This window comes from Kinneretia sp. DJ1R-11, assembly GCF_025717595.1.
In the GTDB taxonomy this organism is placed as follows: Bacteria; Pseudomonadota; Gammaproteobacteria; order Burkholderiales; family Burkholderiaceae_C; genus Paucibacter_A.
Genome location: NZ_JAJIRR010000002.1, coordinates 189,432 through 211,332, shown reverse-complemented (window position 1 = coordinate 211,332; position 21,901 = coordinate 189,432). Strand labels below are relative to the sequence as shown.

Annotated in this window: 21 protein-coding genes; 14 read left to right on the top strand and 7 right to left on the bottom strand. The window is 67.3% G+C overall.

The annotated features are described in order from the left end of the window. Nucleotides 1–40 precede the first annotated feature (40 nt). From LNV23_RS04950 to LNV23_RS04935, 4 genes are all read left to right on the top strand, one after another. The gene (locus LNV23_RS04950; protein ID WP_263561951.1) at nt 41–1,021 is read left to right on the top strand and encodes a LysR family transcriptional regulator; all 981 of its coding nucleotides are present in this window, start codon (nt 41–43) and stop codon (nt 1,019–1,021) included. Beyond that, a complete protein-coding gene (locus LNV23_RS04945; protein ID WP_263561950.1) occupies nt 1,018–1,791 on the top strand; it encodes a UPF0149 family protein in 774 nt (257 codons plus the stop codon). The genes LNV23_RS04950 and LNV23_RS04945 overlap by 4 nt, the downstream gene beginning before the upstream one ends. A 35-nt stretch (nt 1,792–1,826) precedes the next feature. Further along, complete coding sequence (locus LNV23_RS04940) at nt 1,827–2,618, top strand: metallophosphoesterase (RefSeq protein ID WP_263561949.1); 792 nt, start codon at nt 1,827–1,829, stop codon at nt 2,616–2,618. A gap of 87 nt (nt 2,619–2,705) precedes the next feature. Continuing rightward, complete coding sequence (locus tag LNV23_RS04935) at nt 2,706–3,128, top strand: universal stress protein (protein WP_263561948.1); 423 nt, start codon at nt 2,706–2,708, stop codon at nt 3,126–3,128. Nucleotides 3,129–3,136: 8 nt separating this feature from the next. On the opposite strand, the gene LNV23_RS04930 is transcribed toward LNV23_RS04935, so the two are convergent. After that, on the bottom strand, nt 3,137–3,352 hold the full coding sequence (locus tag LNV23_RS04930; protein ID WP_263561947.1) for a hypothetical protein: 216 nt from the start codon (nt 3,350–3,352) through the stop codon (nt 3,137–3,139). A 290-nt stretch (nt 3,353–3,642) separates the two neighbouring features. Between LNV23_RS04930 and LNV23_RS04925 the strand changes: the two genes are divergently transcribed. Next, complete coding sequence (locus LNV23_RS04925) at nt 3,643–3,837, top strand: hypothetical protein (RefSeq protein WP_263561946.1); 195 nt, start codon at nt 3,643–3,645, stop codon at nt 3,835–3,837. Nucleotides 3,838–3,844: 7 nt separating this feature from the next. Here LNV23_RS04925 and LNV23_RS04920 read toward each other — a convergent pair whose 3' ends face one another. Further along, nucleotides 3,845–4,774, bottom strand: coding sequence for a LysR family transcriptional regulator ArgP (locus LNV23_RS04920; protein WP_263561945.1), 930 nt, complete (start codon nt 4,772–4,774; stop codon nt 3,845–3,847). Between the two features lie 76 nt (nt 4,775–4,850). Between LNV23_RS04920 and LNV23_RS04915 the strand changes: the two genes are divergently transcribed. From LNV23_RS04915 to LNV23_RS04900, 4 genes are all read left to right on the top strand, one after another. After that, the gene (locus LNV23_RS04915) at nt 4,851–5,486 is read left to right on the top strand and encodes a LysE/ArgO family amino acid transporter (protein WP_411910539.1); all 636 of its coding nucleotides are present in this window, start codon (nt 4,851–4,853) and stop codon (nt 5,484–5,486) included. Nucleotides 5,487–5,510: 24 nt separating this feature from the next. Next, entirely contained in the window at nt 5,511–6,791 is a 1,281-nt protein-coding gene (locus LNV23_RS04910; protein WP_263561944.1) for a D-amino acid dehydrogenase, read from the top strand. 85 nt (nt 6,792–6,876) lie between these two features. Beyond that, nucleotides 6,877–8,187, top strand: a complete 1,311-nt coding sequence (locus LNV23_RS04905; protein WP_263561943.1) for an Hsp70 family protein — start codon at nt 6,877–6,879, stop codon at nt 8,185–8,187. Nucleotides 8,188–8,259: 72 nt separating this feature from the next. Next, on the top strand, nt 8,260–10,713 hold the full coding sequence (locus LNV23_RS04900; protein ID WP_263561942.1) for an alpha/beta hydrolase family protein: 2,454 nt from the start codon (nt 8,260–8,262) through the stop codon (nt 10,711–10,713). Nucleotides 10,714–10,723: 10 nt separating this feature from the next. Here LNV23_RS04900 and LNV23_RS04895 read toward each other — a convergent pair whose 3' ends face one another. Both LNV23_RS04895 and LNV23_RS04890 read right to left on the bottom strand, forming a co-directional pair. Then, nucleotides 10,724–11,539, bottom strand: a complete 816-nt coding sequence (locus LNV23_RS04895) for a YecA/YgfB family protein (protein WP_263561941.1) — start codon at nt 11,537–11,539, stop codon at nt 10,724–10,726. Between the two features lie 170 nt (nt 11,540–11,709). Continuing rightward, nucleotides 11,710–12,711, bottom strand: coding sequence for a LysR family transcriptional regulator (locus tag LNV23_RS04890; protein WP_263561940.1), 1,002 nt, complete (start codon nt 12,709–12,711; stop codon nt 11,710–11,712). Nucleotides 12,712–12,807: 96 nt separating this feature from the next. On the opposite strand from LNV23_RS04890, the gene LNV23_RS04885 reads away from it, so the two are divergent. The 3 genes from LNV23_RS04885 to LNV23_RS04875 all read left to right on the top strand — a co-directional run bounded on the left by LNV23_RS04885 (nt 12,808) and on the right by LNV23_RS04875 (nt 16,646). Next, complete coding sequence (locus LNV23_RS04885; RefSeq protein ID WP_263561939.1) at nt 12,808–14,334, top strand: CoA-acylating methylmalonate-semialdehyde dehydrogenase; 1,527 nt, start codon at nt 12,808–12,810, stop codon at nt 14,332–14,334. Between the two features lie 80 nt (nt 14,335–14,414). Beyond that, the gene (locus LNV23_RS04880) at nt 14,415–14,909 is read left to right on the top strand and encodes a GrpB family protein (RefSeq protein WP_263561938.1); all 495 of its coding nucleotides are present in this window, start codon (nt 14,415–14,417) and stop codon (nt 14,907–14,909) included. Nucleotides 14,910–14,987: 78 nt separating this feature from the next. Continuing rightward, complete coding sequence (locus LNV23_RS04875) at nt 14,988–16,646, top strand: tetratricopeptide repeat-containing diguanylate cyclase (RefSeq protein ID WP_263561937.1); 1,659 nt, start codon at nt 14,988–14,990, stop codon at nt 16,644–16,646. A gap of 8 nt (nt 16,647–16,654) precedes the next feature. On the opposite strand, the gene LNV23_RS04870 is transcribed toward LNV23_RS04875, so the two are convergent. From LNV23_RS04870 to LNV23_RS04860, 3 genes are all read right to left on the bottom strand, one after another. Continuing rightward, on the bottom strand, nt 16,655–17,827 hold the full coding sequence (locus LNV23_RS04870; RefSeq protein WP_263561936.1) for a GGDEF domain-containing protein: 1,173 nt from the start codon (nt 17,825–17,827) through the stop codon (nt 16,655–16,657). Next, nucleotides 17,824–19,017, bottom strand: a complete 1,194-nt coding sequence (locus tag LNV23_RS04865) for a GGDEF domain-containing protein (RefSeq protein WP_263561935.1) — start codon at nt 19,015–19,017, stop codon at nt 17,824–17,826. The genes LNV23_RS04870 and LNV23_RS04865 overlap by 4 nt, the downstream gene beginning before the upstream one ends. Nucleotides 19,018–19,134: 117 nt before the next feature. Further along, entirely contained in the window at nt 19,135–20,145 is a 1,011-nt protein-coding gene (locus LNV23_RS04860) for a septal ring lytic transglycosylase RlpA family protein (RefSeq protein ID WP_263561934.1), read from the bottom strand. Between the two features lie 109 nt (nt 20,146–20,254). Here LNV23_RS04860 and LNV23_RS04855 point away from each other — a divergent pair, with 109 nt between their 5' ends. Together LNV23_RS04855 and nadC are read left to right on the top strand one after the other, a co-directional pair. Beyond that, nucleotides 20,255–20,956 carry a fumarylacetoacetate hydrolase family protein gene (locus LNV23_RS04855; protein WP_263561933.1) on the top strand — a complete coding sequence of 234 codons (702 nt, stop codon included), beginning with the start codon at nt 20,255–20,257 and terminating at the stop codon, nt 20,954–20,956. Nucleotides 20,957–20,992: 36 nt separating this feature from the next. Next, nucleotides 20,993–21,859: a carboxylating nicotinate-nucleotide diphosphorylase gene (nadC, locus tag LNV23_RS04850; RefSeq protein WP_263561932.1), complete on the top strand. Its 867-nt coding sequence runs from the start codon at nt 20,993–20,995 to the stop codon at nt 21,857–21,859. Nucleotides 21,860–21,901 lie beyond the last annotated feature (42 nt).

The following is a 21,901-nucleotide window of genomic DNA, read 5'->3' as shown; positions in this document are numbered from 1 at the left end:
GATATAAACGATTAATATATCTTGAGTCAGGGTGAACGCCGTGAACTTCCGCAATCTCGATCTGAACTTGCTGCGAGTCTTTGATGCTGTGATGGCCGAACAGAGCCTGACCCGGGCGGCCCAGCGTCTGGCCATGACCCAACCCGCTGTCAGCCACGCGCTCAAGCGTTTGCGCGAGGCCACGGGCGAGGACCTGTTTGTCCGCCAGGCCTTCGGCATGAAACCCACCTCGCGGGCCGAAGGCTTGTGGCCCGAGGTGCGCCTGATCTTGCAGCGTCTGCAATCGCTGTTGGCGCCGGGGGAGTTCCAGCCCGAGCAGGAGGAACACACCTTTCGCATTGCCATGGCCGATGCCACGGCGGCCTTGCTCTTGCCGCCTTTGGTGGCGCAGCTGGAGCAGGCGCGCGCCTTGGCCAATGTCCATGTGCTGCCCTTGACCACACGCGATCCGCGCGCCCTGCTCGACCAAGGCGAGGTGGACATTGCCGTGGGCTACTTTCCTGGCGCCGTGGCCGCCTTGCGCGCTCAGGGCGGCCAGTCGGTGATCCGCCAGCATCGGCTCTACGACAGCGAGTACGTCTGTGTCATGCGCCGCGGCCACCCCTTGGCGGAGCAGACCTTGGACCTCGATGCCTACTGCTCGGCCCACCACCTGTTGGTCAGCTTTTCCGGGCGGCCCCATGGCTTTGTCGATGAAGCCTTGAATGCCGTGAACCGCAGCCGTCGCATCGTGCTGACGGTCAACCAGTTCTTCACAGCCGGGCGGGTGGTGGCTCAATCTGACTTGCTGACGGTGCTGCCTGCCAGCTTCATCGAAGCCACGGGCTACCGCAGTCAGTTGATCGAGCGCCCCTTGCCGGTGCCTTTGTCGCGGGTTCATGTGGACATGCTCTGGCATTTGCGGAGCGAAGGGCGCAGTGCCGAGAGTTGGCTCCGTGAACGTGTGATCGAGGCCGCTCGGCGAGCCCAGGCGGTGGGAGTGCTTGCGAACGAAGCCACTGCGGCGACAATCGCACCATGAGCATCGATCTGACCGACACCGAGTTCGCCGAACTCGACGAACTTCTTGCCACCACGCCCGCACCGCTGCAGGCCCTGGACGCGTCCATGTTGGACGGCTATTTGTGTGGCGTGCTGGTGCAGCCGCGCATGATCGACATCGAGGAGTGGCTGCCCAATATCTTCGACTATGACGGCGGCGTGCTGCCCGAGGAAGTCGACGCGACCTGGCTGGCCCGTATCCGTGAACTCGTTGAGCGCCGCTACACCGCCCTGAACAAGGCTATGGTGGAAGACGGCTGGTTTGATCCCGTCGTGCTCGACCTGGATGAGCCTGCTGAAGGCGATGTGGAAGCTGCAGCGCCGGCGCCGGCCGATGGCAGCGAGGAAGACGCCCAGGCCCGGGCCACCTATGCCGGCATGAGCTTGATTTCGCGCACGCTGATGCCCTGGGTGGCGGGTTTCCAGCATGCCGCTTTGTGCTTCCCCGATCTGGCCGATATGCCGGACGATGCCGTGATGGCCGCGCTGGCGCGCCTGTACCGCCATCTGCCCGCGGAAACGGACGAAGAGAAGGAAGTGGTCGCCACCTTGGACCGCGAGCACCCGCTCAAGGATCTGGACGAGGCGATCGAGGAACTGATCGTCACCGTGGCTGATCTGCGCGATCTGACCGAAGAACAGCGCTACCACGTTGAAACCCTGCGTCGGGAAGGCCCCAAGCTCGGCCGCAATGACCCTTGCCACTGCGGCTCGGGCCGCAAGTACAAGCAGTGCCACGGCGCCAACTGAGCGTGGCGCGGTTTTGCTGAGCTGGCGCAACCCTGATGCGCCTGCAACTGCTGTCCGATCTCCATTTAGAGACGGAGTCCTTCGACCCTGAGCCCGCGCCCGGCGCCGACCTGCTGGTGCTGGCAGGCGATGTGGACAGCCGCTGGGACGGCTTGCGCCGTTTTCGCGACTGGCCCGTGCCGGTTTTGTTTGTGCCCGGCAATCACGAATACGACGGGCGCGACTTTGATCAGGCCCGTTCGGGCCTGCAGGCATTGTCGGACGAACTCGGCTTCACCTTGCTGGACGACAGCGCCTGCATCCGCAGCGATGCAGCCGGGCGACGTGTACGCTTTCTGGGCAGCACGCGCTGGAGCGATTTCGACGCTTTCGGCCCGGGGCAGCGCGAACGCGCCATGCGCGCCGGCAGTTACTTTCAGCGGGTCATGGGCGCCACCCGTGGCGGCGCTTCCTTTGATGCTGCCGCCGTGCGTGAGCAGGCCCTGCACTGCTTGCACTGGTTGGAGGGCGCGCTGAGCCAGCTTGAGCATGGCGCGGACTGGGACGCTACCGTAGTCATCACCCATTTCGCGCCCAGCTTGCGCAGCGCGGACCCGCGCTACGGCAAGCAGCCGGGCACAGCCAGTTTTTGCAATGACGACGAAGCCCTGTTGCCGCGCGCACGTCTGTGGTTGCATGGCCATCTGCACTGCCAGAACGACTATCGCTTCGAGCATGCCGGCGGCTACACGCGTGTGGTCTGCAATGCACGAGGACATGGTCGAAAAGGTGAGCCGGCAGGCTTTGATCCCCATATGCTGATCGAGGTGTTCCCGGAGCGGACTTGATCCTCGTCAGTGGTCCGGCTTGCGTCTGTGTCAGACTCCAAGCCAGGCGCCGGGCACGTGTTTCCGGCTTATCAAGGAGTGTGGTCGATGAAGATTCTCGTTGCCGTTGATGGAAGCAGTTACACCAAGCGCATGCTGGCCTATCTGGCGGCCCACGATGAGTGGCTGGGTGGTGCACACCAGTACACCGTGCTGCATGCGGTGCCGGCCATTCCGGCTCGGGCGGCCGCCGTGCTCGACAAGGACTTGCTGAAGGGTTACTACGCCGACGAAGGCGAGAAGGTCCTGAAAACTCTGCGCAGCTTTTTTGCCAAGCAGAAATTGCCCGCCGAGTTCATCAACAAAGTGGGGCCGGCGGCTGACGTGATCGCCAGCGCGGCCGACAAAGGCAAGTTCGATCTGCTTATGCTGGGCTCGCATGGCCACAGCGCGATCGGCAATTTGGTGCTCGGTTCAGTGGCCACCAAAGTGATGGCCCATTGCAGCGTGCCGGTTCTGCTGGTGCGCTGAAAACCGCCTCAGCTGCGCTTGGCCGACAGCCAAGCCAGCGGTGATTCAAGCGCAGCGCGGGAGCGCTGCGACTCCAGTTCCACCTCGCTGATGCTGGCGCGGTAGCTGTCGCCATCTTCCAGGCTGGCTTCCATGCCGAAGGCGGTGCCGAGGTCGGCCGGGTCTTGCTCATGCGCGGTGGGCGAGCTGCGGCGGAAGAAGCGCAAAGCTGGGGCGAATCGCATGTCAAACCTCGCACATCGGTAGGTAAAGCGGGCATCAAATGGTGCGAAACCAGTGTGCGCGATGGGCCGAGTTCGCGAATCCCCAAACTGGGTGCTCTTCGCCGTGCAGTTGGTAAAAAGACACGGTCTTGGGGTGTGGCAAAATTACCCGTTCACAAATCCTTACCAGGATGTGAGGGGAAAAACCCTTCGTACCCCCCTTGGATGGATGGTCAGCCCAGACCATTGTGGCTATTCTTCATGCCATCCAAGACGCCAACTGCGTCACGAACACCAACTAAGAAGTCCCGATGAATGCATCTCTGATGAAGTGGCTCGCTCTGAGCATGGTCGGTATGGTCATGAGCAGCGCCGTGGTGCTAGCCAGCTCGGTTCAGGATCAGACCCGCCCCGCGACCCGCCGCCTGGCCCAGGCGGAAGTGAATGCTGATGTGGTGGTGGCCGCCGCGGTGGCGCCGGCTGCATCTTCGGCACGGGCCGAATAAGCGCGTATCACATCGACAAGGCCGCGCGCGCCCCCTGGGCCAGCGCCCGGCCGATTTGGTCCAGCAAGGCCACTCGCGCCGGCGCTGCCACCAGATCCGACATCAGCTTCCACTGATGCCAGTACAGCGTCACATCCACGCTCAACTCCGGCCGCAGGACCACCAGTGCACCGCTCTGCAGCAAGGGCCGCACCTGCAACTCCGGCGCCACGCCGACACCCCAGCCCATGCGGACGGCCTGCACATAAGCCTCGCTGGACGGCACATAGCGCTCCTGCAGCCGCGGCGCCTGCACCTGAAAGGCTTTCGCCACCCACTGCACTTGACTGTCGTCCTTGCGGTTGAAGACCAGAAAGGGCGTGCTGGCGAAGTTGGCTTCGTTCAGGCCCTCAGGCAGTTGCCTCCTCAGGAATTCCGGGCTGGCCACTGCGACATAGCGCATCACCCCCAGCGGTTGCACCAGGCAGCCTCGCAGCGCCTGGCTGACCGTGCTGACGCAGCCCAAGACCTCGCCTTGACGCAACCAATCATGGGTGAAGTCCTGGTCGTCCACCACCAGCTCCAAGCCATAGCCTTCGCGCAAACCGGCCTGGACCACCGGGTCCAGGGCCGGCAGCACCCAGGTGGCCAGGCTGTCCGCGTTGATGGCGATGGCAATGCGTTCGTTCGGCGCGACCTGGGCGCCCAGTTCGCGCGCCACATCGGTGCGCAGTGCCTGCAGCTGGCGCGCAAAGCGCAGCAGGATCTTGCCGGGCTCGGTCAGACGCAGCGGCCGTGAGCGCACCACCAGCAACTGGCCGACTTGCGCCTCCAGGCTGCGCAGGCGTTGCGAGATGGCGCTCTGGGTGATGGACAAGCGCTGAGCGGCGCGCTCGAAGCTGCGCTCATCGGCCAGCGCAGCCAGGCAGTCCAGTCCGGCGGAATCCAGGTCTTTCATAAGTTTGGCTAATGTACGCCGACAAATATGAATCACGCTTCTGGTTTGCACGGACTCTGCCGACAATCCGCCACCCATGATGGATAGCAGCCCCAGCGCCCTCGGCGCCATGACCCAAGGCTGGCTCAGCGGAGCCAGTTTGATCATGGCCATTGGTGCGCAAAACGCTTTGGTGCTGCGCCAAGGTTTGCTGAGAAACCATGTGGCGCCGGTGGTGGCCCTGTGCGCGCTGTCGGATCTGTTGTTGATCTGCCTCGGCGTCTTCGGCCTCGGCGCCGCCATCGCCTCCAGTGCCTGGTTGATGAATGCCTTTCGCTACGGCGGCGCCCTGTTCCTGCTCTGGTACGGCGTGCAGGCGGCCCGTCGTGCTTGGCGCGGCGCCGGCGCGCTCGAAGCCGCCGCCGGTTCGGCCGGCTTGGCCGCCACATTGCTCAGCGCGCTGGCCATGACCTACCTGAACCCTCATGTCTATCTGGACACCGTGGTGCTCCTGGGCCTGCTTGGCAACCAGCAGCCGGCCGATTTGCGTTGGGCCTTTGCGACGGGCGCCTCCTTGGCATCCGTGATGTGGTTCACGCTTTTGGGTTTTGGCGCAGCTGCGGCGGCCGGCCCCCTGCGCCGGCCGTTGGTTTGGCGCGGCATTGACGCACTGATCGCTTTGCTGATGTTTGCCTTGGGATTACAACTGCTGCTGGGTCCCCTTGGCGTTTGAATTTGAACTTGTGGAGTACACGCAATGAAAGTCGTCGTCCTGGGAGCCGGCATCATCGGCATCAGCACCGCTTGGTACCTGCTGGAGCAAGGCCATGAGGTGACCGTGGTGGACCGCCAGCCCGATGCGGCGCTGGAAACCAGCTTCGCCAATGGCGCGCAGATCTCGGTCAGCTTCTGCGAACCTTGGGCCAATGCCGGCGCACCCTTCAAGGTGGCCAAGTGGCTGCTCCGCGACGACTCGCCCCTGCTGTTCCGACCCAGTCTGGACCCCAAGCAGTGGATCTGGGGCCTGAGCTTTCTGACCCAATGCACCAACGCCGCCTTCGAGCGCAATGTCGAGCAGCTGGTGCAGCTGGGCCGCTACAGCCATGAGTCGCTCAAGGCCCTGGTCAGCCAGACCGGCATCGAGTACGAGCGTCTGGAGCGCGGCATCCTGCACTTCTTCTCCTCGCAGGCCGATTTCGAAGCCGGCGCGGCCGGTGCCGAGATCATGCGTCGCCACGGCGTGGACCGCCGCGTGTTGGGCCGCGATGAGGTGCTGAAGATCGAGCCGGCCCTGGTTGCCTTCGGCCGCAACATCCACGGCGGCACCTTCACGCCCAGCGACGAATCGGGCGACGCCAAGGTCTTCACGCAAAAGCTGGCCCAGCTCTGTCAGCAGCGCGGCGCCACTTTCCTGTACGAGCACGACATCCTGCAGCTCTCGCGCAGCGGCCAGCAGGTCGACGCGGTGCAGATCGCCGACGTGCGCAGCGGCAAGAAGCGCGAGCTGCGCGCCGACGCTTTTGTCGCCGCTATGGGATCCTTCACGCCCGCGCTGGTGAAGCCCCTCGGCGAATTCCTCAACATCTACCCGGCCAAGGGCTACTCGGCCACGCTCAAGCTCAAGAAGCCGGAGCAGGCCAGCGTCGTCAGCCTGCTCGACGACACCCGCAAGATCGCCATTTCGCGCCTGGGCGACAGCATCCGCATCGCCGGCACGGCCGAGCTCTGCGGCTTCGACAGCGACCTCAGCCGCCCAACCTCGCGCACCCGCTGCGAGGCCCTGGTCAAGCGCTACGAAGAGCTCTTCCCCGGTGTGGCCGACCTCAGCGAAGCCAACTATTGGACCGGCTTGCGCCCGAGCACGCCGACCAACATCCCCTACATCGGCCGCAGCAAGAAGGCTGCCAATCTTTGGCTCAATGCCGGCCACGGCACCCTGGGCTGGACCCATGGCGCCGGCTCCGGCCATGCCCTGGCCGAACTGATGGCCGGACGCCGCCCGCCCATGGAGTTCAACTTCTACGGTTCGGGCCTCTGAGCCAGGCAGCTTGGGCGTGCGTGCCGCAGGCGGGCCGGTACAATCCGTGCCCCCCTGCCGTTCGGCCCATTCCTGCCGTTTTCCCATGAGCCACGCTTCCGCCCCGTCCTTCTGCGCCATTGACTTTGGCACCTCCAACTCGGCGATTGCCGTGCCCAAGGAGGGCGGGGGCATGCGCCTGGTGGAGTTGGAAGGTGCGAACACCACCATGCCCACGGCGGTTTTCTACTTTGTGGAAGGCCGGCATGACGCCGACGGCCCGCCGCGCGCCTTCGGCCGTGCGGCAGTGGCGGCCTATGTGGAGGGGGCGGACGGCCGTTTGATGCGCTCGATGAAGAGCATCTTGGGCTCGGGTCTGATCGAACAGACCACCGACGTCGGCGGCGGCCGTGGCGTCAAGTACTCGGACATCCTGGCCGGCTACCTCAAGCGCTTGCGCAACACGGCGCAGGCTTCGGGTGCCGTCGGTGCCCTGAACAAACTGGTGCTGGGCCGGCCAGTCTTCTTTGTCGATGGCGAGCCGGCGCGCGACGCCGCAGCGCAAGCCTCGCTGGAAGCGGCCGCCCACAAGGTCGGCTTCGACGAGGTGCATTTCCAGTTCGAGCCCATCGCGGCGGCCTTTGACTTCGAGCACCAGATCGACCGCGAACAGATCGTGCTGGTCGCCGACATCGGCGGCGGTACCTCCGACTTTTCCGTCGTGCGCGTCGGCCCCGAACGCATGAACCGCCTGGACCGCCGCGACGACATCCTGGCCAACCACGGCGTGCACATCGCCGGCACTGATTTCGACCGCCACATCGAGCTGGCCAGCATCCTGCGTGAGTTCGGCTACCGCAGCTTCGGCCCCGAGCGCGCCGGCTCGCCGCCGCGCGAAGTGCCCAGCGGCGTTTACTTCGACCTGGCCACCTGGCACTTGATCAACACCGTCTACAGCCCGCAGCGCGTGGCCGAGCTGCGCCAGATGCGCAGCTTCTACGGCAATATCAAGCACCACCAGCGCCTGATGACGGTGGTGGAGGATCACCTCGGCCACGAACTCGCCGGCCGTGCCGAGGGCGCCAAGATTGCCGTCTCCGGCGGTGGCGACACCGTCATCGACCTCGGTCTGGTCGAAAGTGGCCTCGAGGTCGCCCTGAGCGAAACGGTGGCGGTGCAATCTCTGGAGGCTGACATCGGCCGCATCGTCCAAGCCGGCCGCGAGGCCGTGGCCCAGGCTGGCCTGCGGCCCGATCAGATCAATGCGCTCTACTTCACCGGCGGCTCCACCGGCCTGCGCTTCCTGGCCGAGAAAATCGCTGCCGACTACCCGCAAGCCCAGCATGTGCGCGGCGACCGTTTTGCCTCGGTGGCCACGGGCCTGGGTCTGCACGCCGCACGGCTCTTCACTCAGTAAACCCGGCAGGTCGGGCGCCGTGGTCGGCGCTGCTAGAGTCCTCGCTTCGTTTCATAACGGCGACACAGACCCATGCGCTTCAGCCCCGCCCCCCGTCTTCTGCCCCTGGCCATCACTTTGGCCCTGGGCTGCCTGAATTCCTCGTTCGCGCAAGCGCCGCAAGCAACGACGGCCGCGGCTGATGCCGAGGGCTATCAGCAGCCCTCCGCGGCCATGCGCGCCGTGCTTGATGCGCCGGGCCTGCCGGTGCACCAGCTCTCGCCCGATCAGAAGACCCTGGCCGTGGCCCAGCTGCAGCGCCACCGCACGATCGCCGAGCTGGCCCGCCGCATCCATCGCCTGGCCGGTGGCCGGTATGACGCCGCAGCCGGCGGCCCGCAGATGATCACCGCGATCGAATCGCTGCAGCTGCGCGACCTGGCCCGGCCCGAAGCTCCAGCGCGCGAGGTGCGCTTGCCGGCAGGCGGTGCCTTCCACCAACTGCGCTGGTCGCCGGACGGCCGCCGCTTCCTGCTCAACCGTCGCACCGACAAGGCCATCGAGCTTTGGGTCGGTGAGGTGGCCACCGGCGCGCTCAAGCCGCTGCGCGGCCTGCGCCTGAACCCCATGTTCGAGCGCAATGTGGCCTGGCTCAATGCCGAGGAGTTGGTGGTGGTGGCGGTGCCGGACCAGCGCGGCCCGGCACCGCAGTTCAGCGTGCCCAGCGGCCCGTCCATCCAGGAGTCCATGGGCCAGACCTCGCCCGAGTTCACGCGCCAGGACTTGCTCAAGAACCGCCAGGACGAGGCCTTGTTCCAGCACCAGGCCAGCGCCGTGCTGCGCCGGGTGGACCTGCGCAGCGGGGCCTCGCGCGAGATCGGCACACCGGGCTTGATCGCCCAGGTGCAGACCGTGGGCACGCAAGGCGTGTTGCTGGTCGAGCGCCTGGTCCCGCCCTTCAGCTACCAGGTCGGCGCGAATGACTTCGGTCGCGAGGTCGAGCTGCGTGACGCCCAGGGCAAGCTGTTGCGCAGCCTCGGTGCCGTCAAGATCCGCCAAGGTGTGCCGGTCGAAGGAGTGATCACTGGCCCGCGTGACTACTGGGCATCGCCCCTGGCCGATGGCGCCGTCTACTGGGTGGAAGCACTGGACGGTGGCGACCCGAACACCAAGGTCAGCCACCGGGACCGCCTGATGCGACTAGACGCGCCCTACCAGGGCGAGGCGCGCGAGGTCCATCGCACCGCCGGCCGCCTGGTCAACCTGAGTTTTGTCGAGTCCAAGGCCCGCGCCTTGGTGGCCGAGTTCGACCGTGACCGCCGCTGGCTCAGCGTCGATCTGCTGGCGCTGGACGGCAGCGCGCCGCCGCAGCGCCTGCAGGACCGCTCGCAGCGTGACCGGTATAAGGACCCCGGCCAGCCGCTGACCCGCGTGCTGCCCAACGGTCACAGCGTCGCGCGCCTGGATGCCGAAGACCGCTTGCTGCTGGTCGGCCAAGGCGCCAGCCCGGCCGGCGACCGGCCTTTCATCGACCGCCTGAGCCTCAAGACCGGCCAGACCGAGCGCCTGTTCCAGTCCGGCAGCACGCACTACGAGCGGCCCATCACCCTGCTGGCCGATGGCCGCCTGCTGAGCAGCCGCGAGACCTTCAACGAGCCGCCCAATCTGGTGCTGCGCAGTGGTGCCGATTTCGGCCAGATGCAGGCCCTGACCCAGCACCGCGACCCGACGCCGCAGCTGCGCGACATCCAGCGCGAGCTGGTCAAGTTCAAGCGCGCCGATGGCGTGGAGCTGAGCTTCTGGCTCTACCTGCCGCCTGATTTCAAGAAGGGGGAGCCGCGTCCGACCTTCGTCTGGGCCTACCCGCTGGAATTCACCGACGCCTCGACCGCCGGCCAGGTCAGCGGCTCGGCCACGCGCTTCAACACCTTCGGCGGCACCAGCCCGCTGATGCTGGTGCTCGATGGCTATGTGGTGTTGATGGACGCCACCATGCCCGTGGTCGGCGATCCGAAGACGGTCAACGACAGCTTTGTCGAGCAGATCACCGCCAATGCCCAGGCCATCATCGACAAAGCGGTGGAGCTGGGGGTCAGCGAGCGCTCGCAGATGGTGGTGGGCGGCCACAGCTACGGCGCCTTCATGACGGCCAATCTGCTGGCCCACACCGATCTGTTCAAGTCCGGCATCGCGCGCAGCGGCGCTTACAACCGCACGCTCACGCCCTTCGGCTTCCAGAGCGAGCGCCGCACCTACTGGGAGGCGCAAGAGGTCTACCTGCGCCTGTCACCGTTCAATTACGCCAACAAGCTCAAGGAACCCATCCTGCTGATCCACGGCGAGAACGACGACAACCCGGGCACCTTCCCGATCCAGACCCAGCGCCTGTACCAGGCCCTGGCCGGCACCGGCGGGAATGTTCGTTATGTGACCCTGCCGCTGGAGTCCCACGGCTATGCGGCGCGCGAGTCGCAAGGCCATGTGCTGCGCGAGATGAGCGACTGGATGAAGCGCCAGACCCGCGATCCGCGGGCCCCCAAGCCCTGAGCCGGCTTTTTCAGTAGCGGCCGCGCGGCGGCGGGCCGCGCCGGGCCGGCGGGCGCTGTGGCGCGGCCGGTTTGGCTTGAGGCCGGCTGACATCGGCCAGCATCAGGCAGGCGCTGACCAGGCCCTCGACCGCCTCTTCCAGATCCTTGGGCGGCTCCAGCGACTCGATTTCTTCGAGCAAGTCGTCGGCGTCCTCGAGGTCATCCGGGTCCAGGTGCATGAAGATGGCGGCCAGGGGCTCCAGCAGGTCGGCCGCGTCCTCGCGCATCAGCTCGGGGAAGCGTTCGGTGGCCAGGGCGAAGCCGGCCACCCAGGGGAAGACCACTTCAGAGGGCTCGGCCTCGTCTTCTTCATCCTCGCCTTGCATCTCGAACACCCAGGGGTCGAACCACTGGCGGTCGACGATGGCCTGGTTGAGCTGCTGGTAGCGGCGCTTGACCAGGGCCAGCAGGGGCCGGCTGTCGAAGCGCTCGGGCGGGTTGCGGCCTTCCTCGCTGTCCAGCACATGGCGTGTCCACTGGAAGGCCGGCACGGCCTTGGGCTGCAGCAGCACGCCGACCAGAAAGCCGTCCAGCATGCTGACATCGAGCGGTTCCAGCGGCGCAGGCACCTGGTCCAGCAGCGCCTGCAAATGCTCGAGTTCGGCTTCGTTCAGAGGCTCGGCCGGCGCCTTCACGGCGGCGGCCGGTGCTGGGCGCTCGCCAGGCCGACTGCCAGCCCGGGCATTGGGGCCATGGCCCGGCGCCGAGCCTGGGCGACGGCCGGGGGCCTGTCGGGGGGCGTGGGCGGGCGAACGTGGGCGCGGCGGCTTGGTGTTTGAATTCATGACGCTATTGTCCGGCCGAAGCTGTGCTTGTCCACGGCTGTCAGGTCAAGTGCCGGAGAACTCCCACCGAATGGGGATACCCAGGCCAGCTGTCGCCACCTAGAGTACGGACCAAGCGAGGCGTTCCACGAACCCTTGCAAACGTCCCAACGACGTCCTTTCGAGGACTTTCAACGCTCATCTGGCCTGCCAGGTGGGCGTTTTTTTTGCCCCGGCGCTGCCGGTGCGCCAAAGCCGCCCGCCAAGGCCAGGCGCAGCGCCGCCACCAGCAGTTGCACCGGCCGCGGCGTGGCGCTGCTCCAGGGCCGCAGGGCGTAGATGGCGTCGCCAAAGAAGCCGACCGGCCGCCAGTCCGGCAGCAGTTCGACCAACTCGCCGCTCGCCAGCGCCGCAGCGGCGCTGAAATCGGGCAGCAGGGCGAGGCCCAGTCCGTCCAGCGCCGCTTCGCGCAGGATTTCGCTATTGCCGGCGCGCAGCGGGCCTTGCACCTGCACTCTCACGCGCTCCGCCTCCTGCCCGACTTCCTGGCGCTCGAACAGCCACTGCGCCGGTCCGGGGCGCAAGTAGGCCAGGCAGGCGTGTTCCGCCAGATCCTCGGGGCCGTGCGGCGCCGGGCGCTGGCGCAGATAGGCCGGGCTGGCCAAGAGCAGCGCGCGGCTGTCGCAGAGCTTGACGGCGACATGACTGTCGGGCGGCGCGCTGCAGTGGCGCACGGCCAGGTCGAAGCCTTCCTGGGCCAGGGCAACGAGGCGGTCGGACAGGTCCAGCTCGATCTGGATCTCCGGGTAGTCCTGGCAAAAACGATTCAGCAGCGGCGCCAGATGCTGGCGCCCCAGGGCCACCGGTGCGCTCAGCCGCAAGCGGCCGCGCGGCTGGCCGACAGCGTCGCGGCTGGCACCCAGGGCGGTCGTGATCTGGGCCAGCGGCGCGGCTGTTTCGGCCACCAGGCGCTGGCCGGCTTCGCTCAGGCGCACCGAACGCGTGGTGCGTGCCACCAGGCTCTGACCCAGGCTGCGTTCCAGATCGGCGATGCGCTGGCTGACCGCGGCCTTGGACAGGCCCAGGCGCTGCGCGGCCTTGGTGAAACTGCCCAGTTGGGCGATCACGCTGAGGGCGTGGAGCTGGCCCCAGAGCTGGTCAGGGCGGGCCTCGGTGCTGGTGGATGACTTCATGATTGTTCATTTTGCCGAACAATCAAGTTGCTGAATCCGGATTGGCAGCCCAGCCCGGCCTGCCTAGACTGGGCCACCGACCCGGAGACCCTCGCCATGAGCCACAACCCTGTTCCTCCCTACGAGCGCCGCGACGACGTCGGCCATTTCATCAACGGCCGTGCGCAGGCCGCCAGCTCGGGGCGCAGCCAGCCGGTCTACAACCCGGCCACCGGCCAGGTGGCGCGCCAGGTGCAATTGGCCGATGCCGCCGATGTGCAAGCCGCTGTGGCGGCGGCCCAGGCCGCCTTCCCTGCCTGGGCCGATGCGCCGCCGCTGCGCCGCGCCCGGGTGATGTTCAAGTTCCTGGAGCTGCTGCATGTGCACAAGGACGAACTGGCCGCCATGATCACGGCCGAGCATGGCAAGGTCTTCACCGACGCCCAGGGCGAGGTGGCGCGTGGCATCGACATCGTCGAGTTCGCCTGCGGTGCGCCGCAGCTGCTCAAGGGCGATTTCTGCGACCAAGTCTCGGCCGGCATGGACAACTGGACCCTGCGCCAGCCGCTCGGTGTGGTGGCCGGCGTCACGCCCTTCAACTTTCCCTTTATGGTGCCCATGTGGATGGCGCCGCTGGCCCTGGTCACTGGCAACTGCTTCATCCTGAAGCCCAGCGAGCGCGACCCCTCGCCCAGCCTCTTCGTGGCCGAGCTGCTGCAACGTGCTGGCCTGCCGGACGGCGTCTTCAATGTGCTGCAGGGGGACAAGCTGGCGGTCGATGGCTTGCTGCACCACCCCGATGTGAAGGCGCTCAGCTTCGTCGGCTCCACGCCCATCGCCCAGTACATCTATCAAACCGGCGCGGCCCAGGGCAAGCGCGTGCAGGCCCTGGGCGGGGCCAAGAACCATATGGTGGTGATGCCCGATGCTGACATCGAACAGACGGTCGACGCCTTGATCGGCGCGGCCTACGGCTCGGCCGGCGAGCGCTGCATGGCGATCTCGGTGGCGGTGTTGGTCGGCGATGTGGCCGATCGCATCATCCCGGCCGTGGCAGAACGGGCCCGCCGCCTCAAGATCAAGAACGGCATGGAACTCGATGCCGAAATGGGCCCCATCGTCAGCCGCGAGGCGCTGGCGCGCATCGAGAACTACATCGCCCTGGGCGTGGAGGAGGGCGCCAGTCTGGTGGTGGACGGCCGCGGCCATCAGGTGGCCGGCCATGAGGGCGGCTTCTTCACCGGCGGCACCTTGTTCGACCATGTGCGGCCCGAGATGCGCATCTACCGCGAGGAGATCTTCGGCCCGGTGCTGGCCTGCGTGCGCGTGCCCGATTTCGCGGCCGCGGTTGAGCTGGTCAACACCCATGAGTTTGGCAACGGCGTGGCCTGCTACACCAGCGACGGCCACATCGCCCGCGAATTCGTGCGCCGCATCCAGGTCGGCATGGTGGGCATCAATGTGCCCATCCCGGTACCCATGGCCTGGCAGGGCTTTGGCGGTTGGAAGAAGAGCTTGTTCGGCGATATGCATGCCTACGGCGAAGAGGGCGTGCGCTTCTACACCAAGCAGAAAAGCGTGATGCAGCGTTGGCCGGCCAGCGTCGCCAAGGGCGCCGAGTTCGTGATGCCGACCAGCCGCTGAGCGAGCGGCGTCGGACTCAGCCCGGTTTGGGAGAAGATGGCAGGATCGGGCCTTTGCCGGCTCATCCACGCTACCGACCGATGCAACTGTTCACCGCCGACGCTTACCAAGCCCCGCTGGCCGCCCGTTTTGAGGCCCTGGCCCTCGCCCTCCGCGACTGGGTGCCTGAGGGGCGACTCGAACACATCGGTTCCTCGGCCGTACCGGGTGCGGTGTCCAAGGGCGATCTGGACGTTTGTCTGATCGTGGCCGCCGCGGCTCATGCCGATACCGTGGCCCGGCTGCTGGCCCAGGGCTACACCGAGCAGCGCGACACCTTGCGCACGCCCGAGCTGTGCATGCTCAATGCGCCGCAGCAGGCGTCCGAGCATGCAATCCAGGTGGTGGCAGCGGGCTCGAAGTTCGAGGACTTTCTGCGCTTCCGCGATGCCCTGCGGGCCGACCCGGCCCTGGTCGAGCAGTACAACCTCGTCAAGCGGCGCTCGGTCGGCCTTGGCGAACATGGCTACCGTGAGGCCAAGAGCCGGTTCATTGTCAGCGTGCTCGAGGCCGCGGAGCCCAGCGCAAACATCTGAGGCCTTACCGCCCGGCTGCGGGGGCAAAACCGGCCTGCAAATCGGCTACGCTTGCGCCTCCATTGAATCGAGACGCCCATGCAAGCCGTACTGCACAGCGACGAGGAAGCCAGCGGTGAAACCCTGACCGCCTGTCTGGAAGTGGCGCGCGCTCAAGCACAGGCCGACCTCAGCCTGGGTTTTGCCGCCGCCACCCGAGCCTGGGAAATTGCCAGCAGCCAGGGCCAGTTCAGCGAGTACCTGGAAGCCGGCCGCTGGCGCTGCTTCTACCTGTACCGGCGTGGCGAGATGGTCGAGATGCTGAGCGCCGCCCAGCACCTGATGCCGCTGTTCCGCGAGCAGGGCAACAGCGCTTCCCTGTGCGAGCTGCTGCGCTGGATGGCTTTTTCGGCTGCCGAGCAGGGGGACTTCGAATCGGCCCTGGCTCATGTCAATGAAACCTTGGCGCGGGCCCGCGAGCTGGCCGACCCCAAGCTGATTGCGCTGGCCCTGAACGCCGTCGGGGCCGTGCTCGAACGCATGGGCGACCCCTGGCAGGCCGAGCGCCTGATGAACGAAGCGGCCGCCCTGGTGGGCGAGCAGGCCGGCGCGGCCGAGCGCTTGATTGCCCACAACAACCTCGCCACCGTGGGTCTGAGTCACTTCAAGCTTTTGCGCCACAGCGAGAGCGCTGAGCAGCGCCGCGAGGGCCAGGATGCGCTCTCGCGCGCCCTGCAGCACACGCTGGCAGCGCGCCCCCATGCCCTGGCGATTGGCGAGCGCTTTGTGCTGGCCATCAGCGACAGCAACCGTGGCGAGATCTTGCTGCACCTGGGCCGCCTGGAGGAGGCCGAGGCCGTCTTGCATGAAGCCCTGGCCGATATCGACGCCCATGGCTATCCGGCGCTCGGCTGGCGCGCCCGCTGCTCCTTGGCTGAGCTGCAGCTGGCGCGTGGCGACGCTGCGGCCGCTCAGCAAGCCTTGGCCACCATCCTGCTGGAGTCGGAGGGCCGCGCGCTCAGCGAGCTGCGCATCCGCCTGCACCATGCCGCTTATCGGGCGGCGCAGATGCAGGGTGACGCCACCTTGGCCCTGTGGCACCTGGAGCAGCACCTGTCGCTGATGCGTGGCCGCGCCGTCGCACAGCTGGCCGCCCAGGCTCGCTTCTTTGTCACCCGGGTCGAGGCCGAGCGCTCGCTGGAAGAGCGCCGCCCGGCGACTCAGGGCCTGGCCGAGCAGCGCGCCTTGGCCGAGCCGGCCGAACCCGAGGACGCGTCCTGGCGCGACCCCTTGACCGGCTTGGGCAATCGCCTGTGCATGGCGGCACGCATGCCGGCCCTGGTACGTGCCGCCGAGTTGACCGCGGCACCGCTGACCCTGGCCCTGATCGATGTCGACCGCTTCACCGCCCTGACCCGCCAGCACGGCCTGGACGTGGGCAACCAGGTGCTGCAGGTGCTGGCGCAGATGTTGCGCGACAACACCCGCGCGCGCGACCTGCTGCTGCGCCTGGCCGACGACCAGATTCTGGTCGCCTTGCCCGACACCGTGGCCGACCGCGCCGTCGAGGTCTGTGAGCGCCTGCGTATGGCGGTGGAGCAGTACCCCTGGGCTCAGCTGGCCGAGGGCCTGGACGTGACCCTGAGCATCGGCCTGGCCAATGCGCCTCCCTATGCCACCGACCTGCTGGTGGCGCGGGCCGAGAGTGCGATGTACCGCGCCAAGCACCTGGGCCGCAACCGCGTCGCCTTGGCCTGAGGCGAGGTTCAGGCGTCCAGCGCCTGCACCACATTGCGGCCCTGCGCCTTGGCCCGATACATGGCGCGGTCGGCGCGGCTGAGCACGCTGTCGGCGCTAGGGTCGGAGGCTTCGGCCTCGGCGATGCCAAAGCTGGCCGTCAAGGGCCAGGCCCGGCCTTGCCAGCTGAACTGGCTTTCCTCAAGGTTCAGGCGCATGCGTTCGGCCACCAGGGCGGCACCGGCGATGTCGGTCAGGGGCAGCAGCACGCAGAACTCCTCGCCTCCCAAACGGCCGAGAACATCGACCTCGCGCACGCAGGGCTTGAGCACCTCGACCAGACGCAGGAGCGCGGCGTCGCCGGCGGCATGGCCGAGGCTGTCGTTGAGCTGCTTGAAGCGGTCCATGTCGATCATCACCAGGGCATAGGGCTTGCCGCGTTGCAGGCGAGCGTGCTCGGTGTCGATGGCCTCGCTGAGGGCGCGCCGGTTCAGCACATCGGTCAGCGGGTCGTGGCGGGTCAGGCGCTGGATGCGTCGGATCAGCTTGGCCAGGATCAGAAAGGCCATGGTGGCGTTGAGCACCAGATTCATGGCCAGCATGGACCAGAGCCAGGCGATGTTGAAATCGCCCGAGCCCAGGATGTCGGTGTTGTTGCCGGGCAGCAGCAGGGATTCCAGCAGCCGGCCCAGCAGCAGGATGCTGATCAGGAACAGGGGGCCAGAAAGCAGCAGGGACATCTGCACCGAGACACGCTGGCGCAGCGCCCACCAGGTGTCCAGGCTCGCCATCAGCGCCAGGACGAACAGGCTCGCAAACACGCTGCGGGTCTCCATGCGCATGTCACCGGTGTAGGGCAGCGTGGCCAGCACTGTCGCGCCGATCAGCAGGACCGTCAGGGCGCTGCGCCAGGCCAGCGGCCGCCGCACCAGGGTCGGCAACACAGCGCGCAGCACCGCCAGCGAGGCAATCGACAGCACGTCCGAGGCCCAGAAGCTGAGCAGGTTTGGCGCTGTGCCGCGCAGTGCGTGCAGACTCAGCGAGACCGCCAGCAAGGCATTGACCGCCGCCAGCCCGAAGGAGGCGCGCGGCGCCAGTCGGGCCCCCTGAGCCATCACCGCCCAGAACACGCTGGCCACGCCAAACTCCAGCACCGTGGCGGCCAAGAGGGTCAGGGCATCGGTGGGCGTGTTGCTGATCATGGCTTGAGCACCCGGCCCAGGGCAGCGCCGGGCTCGGCGACGCAGATGCGGTCGCGCCCTTCGGATTTGGCCCGGTAGACCAGCCAGTCCGCCAGCGCCAGGCTGTGTTCGCCCTGCGGGTCACCGCTTTGGCAGGGCGCCACGCCAAAGCTGGCGCTCAACTTCAGGGGCTGCTCGCGCCAGATCAGCGGACTGCGCCGCAAGGCCTCGCACATGCGCTGCGCCACCCGGCTGGCGTCGGCCAGCGAGGTATGCGGCAGCAGCACGCAAAACTCCTCGCCTCCGAGGCGGCCGAGGCGGTCGAGGTCGCGCATATTGGCGCGCAGCACGCCCACCAGATGCAGCAGGGCAGCGTCGCCGGCGGCGTGACCCAGGCTGTCGTTGATGCGCTTGAAGTGATCGACATCGAGCATCACCAGGCAGTGACACTGGCCCCGCTCGGCCTGGGCCTGCAGGGTCTGCAATTCGCTGCCCAGGGCGCGCCGGTTCAGGGCATCGGTCAGCGGGTCGCGCAAGGTCATGTAGCGGATGCGGTCGATCAGCCGCGTCACGACGATGCCGACCAGGCCGATGCCGATGGCCAGGGTCAGCAGCAGATAGGCCCAGGCCAGCCAAGCGCTGGCGTGGTCTCCTTGCACAAAGAAGGGTCGCTGCTCGTTCATCCAAAGCAGCGTGAGGCTGCGACCCAGCAACATGGCCGCCAGCAGCAGATAGGGCAGCAGCAGAAAGCGCCGGACCCCATCGGTCAGGGTGGCGCGGCCGCCGGTGTGCACGTCCTTCGCTGCCAGCAGAGTCAGCAAACCCATGCCGGCTGAGGTGGCGGCCAGGGCCGCGGCGCTGTGGCCGTTGGCACTGCAGGCCAGCATGCCCAGCGACGCCAGGCCGGCGACGCCCGCGATGTCCAGCCGGCGCATGCGCAGCCGCATCATGCGGCGTATGCCCAGGGCCATCAGGGTGAAGCCGAGCAGGCTCAGGAGTTTCTGCAACCAGCCTTGCAGCACATCCGGCCACCAGGCCTGGCAATCGAGGCAGAGCAGGGCCGGAATGATGGCGAAATAGGCCGCCGCCAGCAGCAAGGCTGCGGCTGGGGCGATGCGGAACACCCTCGACATGATCAGCCAGACCAGCGCCATGAAGCCGTGGAAGGCGGCACTCACTTGCAGCAGGGTATTGGCATCGAACAGCGACATCGACAGCTCAGAACGGCAAGTGAGGGGCAGCAGGCATGGCCTGCCTCATGATCGCTGAGCCCCGCGGCCGACACAATGGCCCGGCCGCCGAAACTGTGGCCGATTCGCCCGCCTGTTTCAGCGCCGCTCGACCACGAGCGCTTTCAGGTCGCGGGCGGTTCTGAGTTGCTCGGCGGTGCGGCGGGCGTCCTCGCGCGAGGCATAGGGGCCGGCCTGCAGGCGGTGCAGGCCGCTGTCCTTGAAGACCGCCAGCAGGGGCGCCAGCCAGCCCAGCTCCGCCAACAAATCGCGGCGCATGGCCTCGGCGCCGTCCAGGCGCGAGAAGGCACCGAGCTGCACCCAGAAACCGCGCGCGGCGGCTTTGGGGGCCGGTGGCAGTGGTGCTTCCGCCGCAGGCAGGCTGGCCTGGGCAATTTGCTGGGTGGTTTCCTGGGTTGCGGCACCGGCCGCGCCGGTCGCGGCGTAGACCGGTTCCTGGTCCGGCAACACGGGCGTTTCGGGCGAGCGCTGGCGCTGCCAAGCGCCGCTGCGGATGTCTTCGAAAGTGATGCGCTCCACCTCGACCGGGCTCACCCCGCGCAGGATGTCGAGCTTGAGCGCGGCCGTGTAGCTGAGGTCGATGATGCGGCCGCGGTGAAAGGGGCCGCGGTCATTGATGCGTACCAGCACTTCGCGGCCATTGGCCGGGTTGCGCACCCGGGCATAGCCGGGGATGGGGATGGTCGCGTGGGCGCCGGTCATGGCGTACATGTTGTAGATCTCGCCGCTGGAGGTGGGCTTGCCGTGGAACTTCTTGCCATACCAGGAGGCCAAGCCGCGTTCGACCAGGGGCAGGTCTTCGGTCATGGGCTCGTAGCGTTGGCCGAAGACCTCGTAGGGCTTGTTGGGCCCGCCCTTGCGGACCGGCTCCAGTTTGGGCGTGGCATCGGGCACCTGGGCCAAGCCGGGCGGGATGATGGCTTCGGGGCCATCTCGTTCGATGCTGCTGGGTGTGGGCGTGGCGCGGGGTTTGGGCTCGCTGGTGCCGGACGGGCCGCTGGCGCAGCCGAAGAGGCTGGCCAGGCAGCAGGCGGCGAGGAGGTGAAGGAGTGCAGAAGGACGCGTTGGCGCCGAGGGGCGGATCGACATGGCCGCCACCCTACACACCGGCGACCGGATTGCCAAGTGCGCAGCAGCGCCGCGACGTCGCCCGGTCGTATGCTTGGCAACCTCACACGGCAATGCAGGACCTCCCGACATGAGCTTCAGCTACATCTTCCCCCCGGCCGAACAGCCCAGCGTGGCGGTGCGCGGCAGCAGCGCGCGCTATGCGGTCAGCCGCATTTTCTGCGTCGGACGCAACTACGCCGCCCATGCGCGCGAGATGGGCTCGGACCCTGACCGCGAACCGCCGTTCTACTTCAGCAAGCCGGCCAGCGCCCTGGTGCCCTCGGGTTCCACCGTGCCCTATCCGCCCGGCACGCAGAATTACCACTACGAGATGGAGCTGGTGATCGCCATCGGTGCGCCGGTGTTCAAGGTCACGCCCGAGGCGGCGCGTGCTGCCGTCTGGGCCTATGCCGCCGGCCTGGACATGACGCGCCGTGACCTGCAGGCCGAGGCCAAGGCCAATGGCCGCCCCTGGGACACGGCCAAGGGCTTTGAGCAATCGGCCGTCATCACCGAGCTGGTGCGCGTCAGCGACACCGGCGTGCTGCAAGCGGGCGCCATCACCCTGGCCGTCAACGGCGCGCAGAAGCAGCGCGGCGACATCGCCGACATGATCTGGAGCGTGCCTGAGATCGTCGCCAACCTCTCGCAGTACTACCACCTGCAGCCGGGCGATTTGATCTACACCGGCACGCCGGACGGTGTCGGTGCCGTGCGGCCCGGCGACGAGATCAGCGGTCATATCGACGGCCTGCCGGCCCTGAGCCTGCGCATCGGTGAGCCCGACTAGACTCTCGGTCTTTGTTTTTGCCGGAAGCCGCCCGCCATGTTTGACCACAACGAAACCCTGGACCAAGCCCGCCAGCGCAATGTGCGCGACGCCCTGTTCGAGGATGTCGGCGTGTGCGACTGGACGGCCCAGCTGGTGCCGGCCGGCCGGCGCGTCAAAGCCCATGTGCGGGTGCGTGAGGACGCGGTGCTGTGCGGCCGCGACTGGTTCGAGGCGGTGTTCGCCGCCCTCGACCCGAGCAGCCGCATCGACTGGCTGTACGAGGAAGGCGCGCGCATGGTCGCCGACACCCGGGTGTGCCAGATTGAAGCAGACGGCCGCCTGTTGCTGACGGCCGAGCGCCCGGCGCTGAACTTTCTGCAACTGCTCTCGGCCACCGCGACGCTGACCCGCGCCCATGTCGACGCCATCGCCGGCGCCAGCAGCAACCCGCGCGGCTGTGTGGTGCTGGACACGCGCAAGACCCTGCCCGGTCTGCGCCTGGCGCAAAAGTACGCGGTCCGCGTGGGCGGCGGGGCCAACCAGCGCCTCGCGCTGTATCACGGCATCCTGATCAAGGAAAACCACATCGCCGCGACCGGCGGCGTGTCCGAGGCCCTGCGTGCCGCCCAGGCGCTGAACGCTGGGGTGGACATCCAGATCGAGGTCGAATCCCTGGCCGAGCTGCAGGAAGCCCTGGCCGCTGGCGCCGTCAGCGTGCTGCTGGACAACTTCAGCGAGGCCGAGATGATCGAAGCGGTGCGCCTCAACGCTGGCCGCGCTTTGCTGGAGGTCTCCGGCGGCGTGGCCCTCGATCAGCTGCGCTGGATTGCCGCCACCGGCGTGGACCGAATCTCGATCGGCCGCCTGACCAAGGACATCAAGGCTGTGGACTATTCAATGCGGGTGGAAGGCCCGGTCTGATCGGCCCTGGGCCCCGTGTTTTCCCAGCCCCCCGTTTTTGCG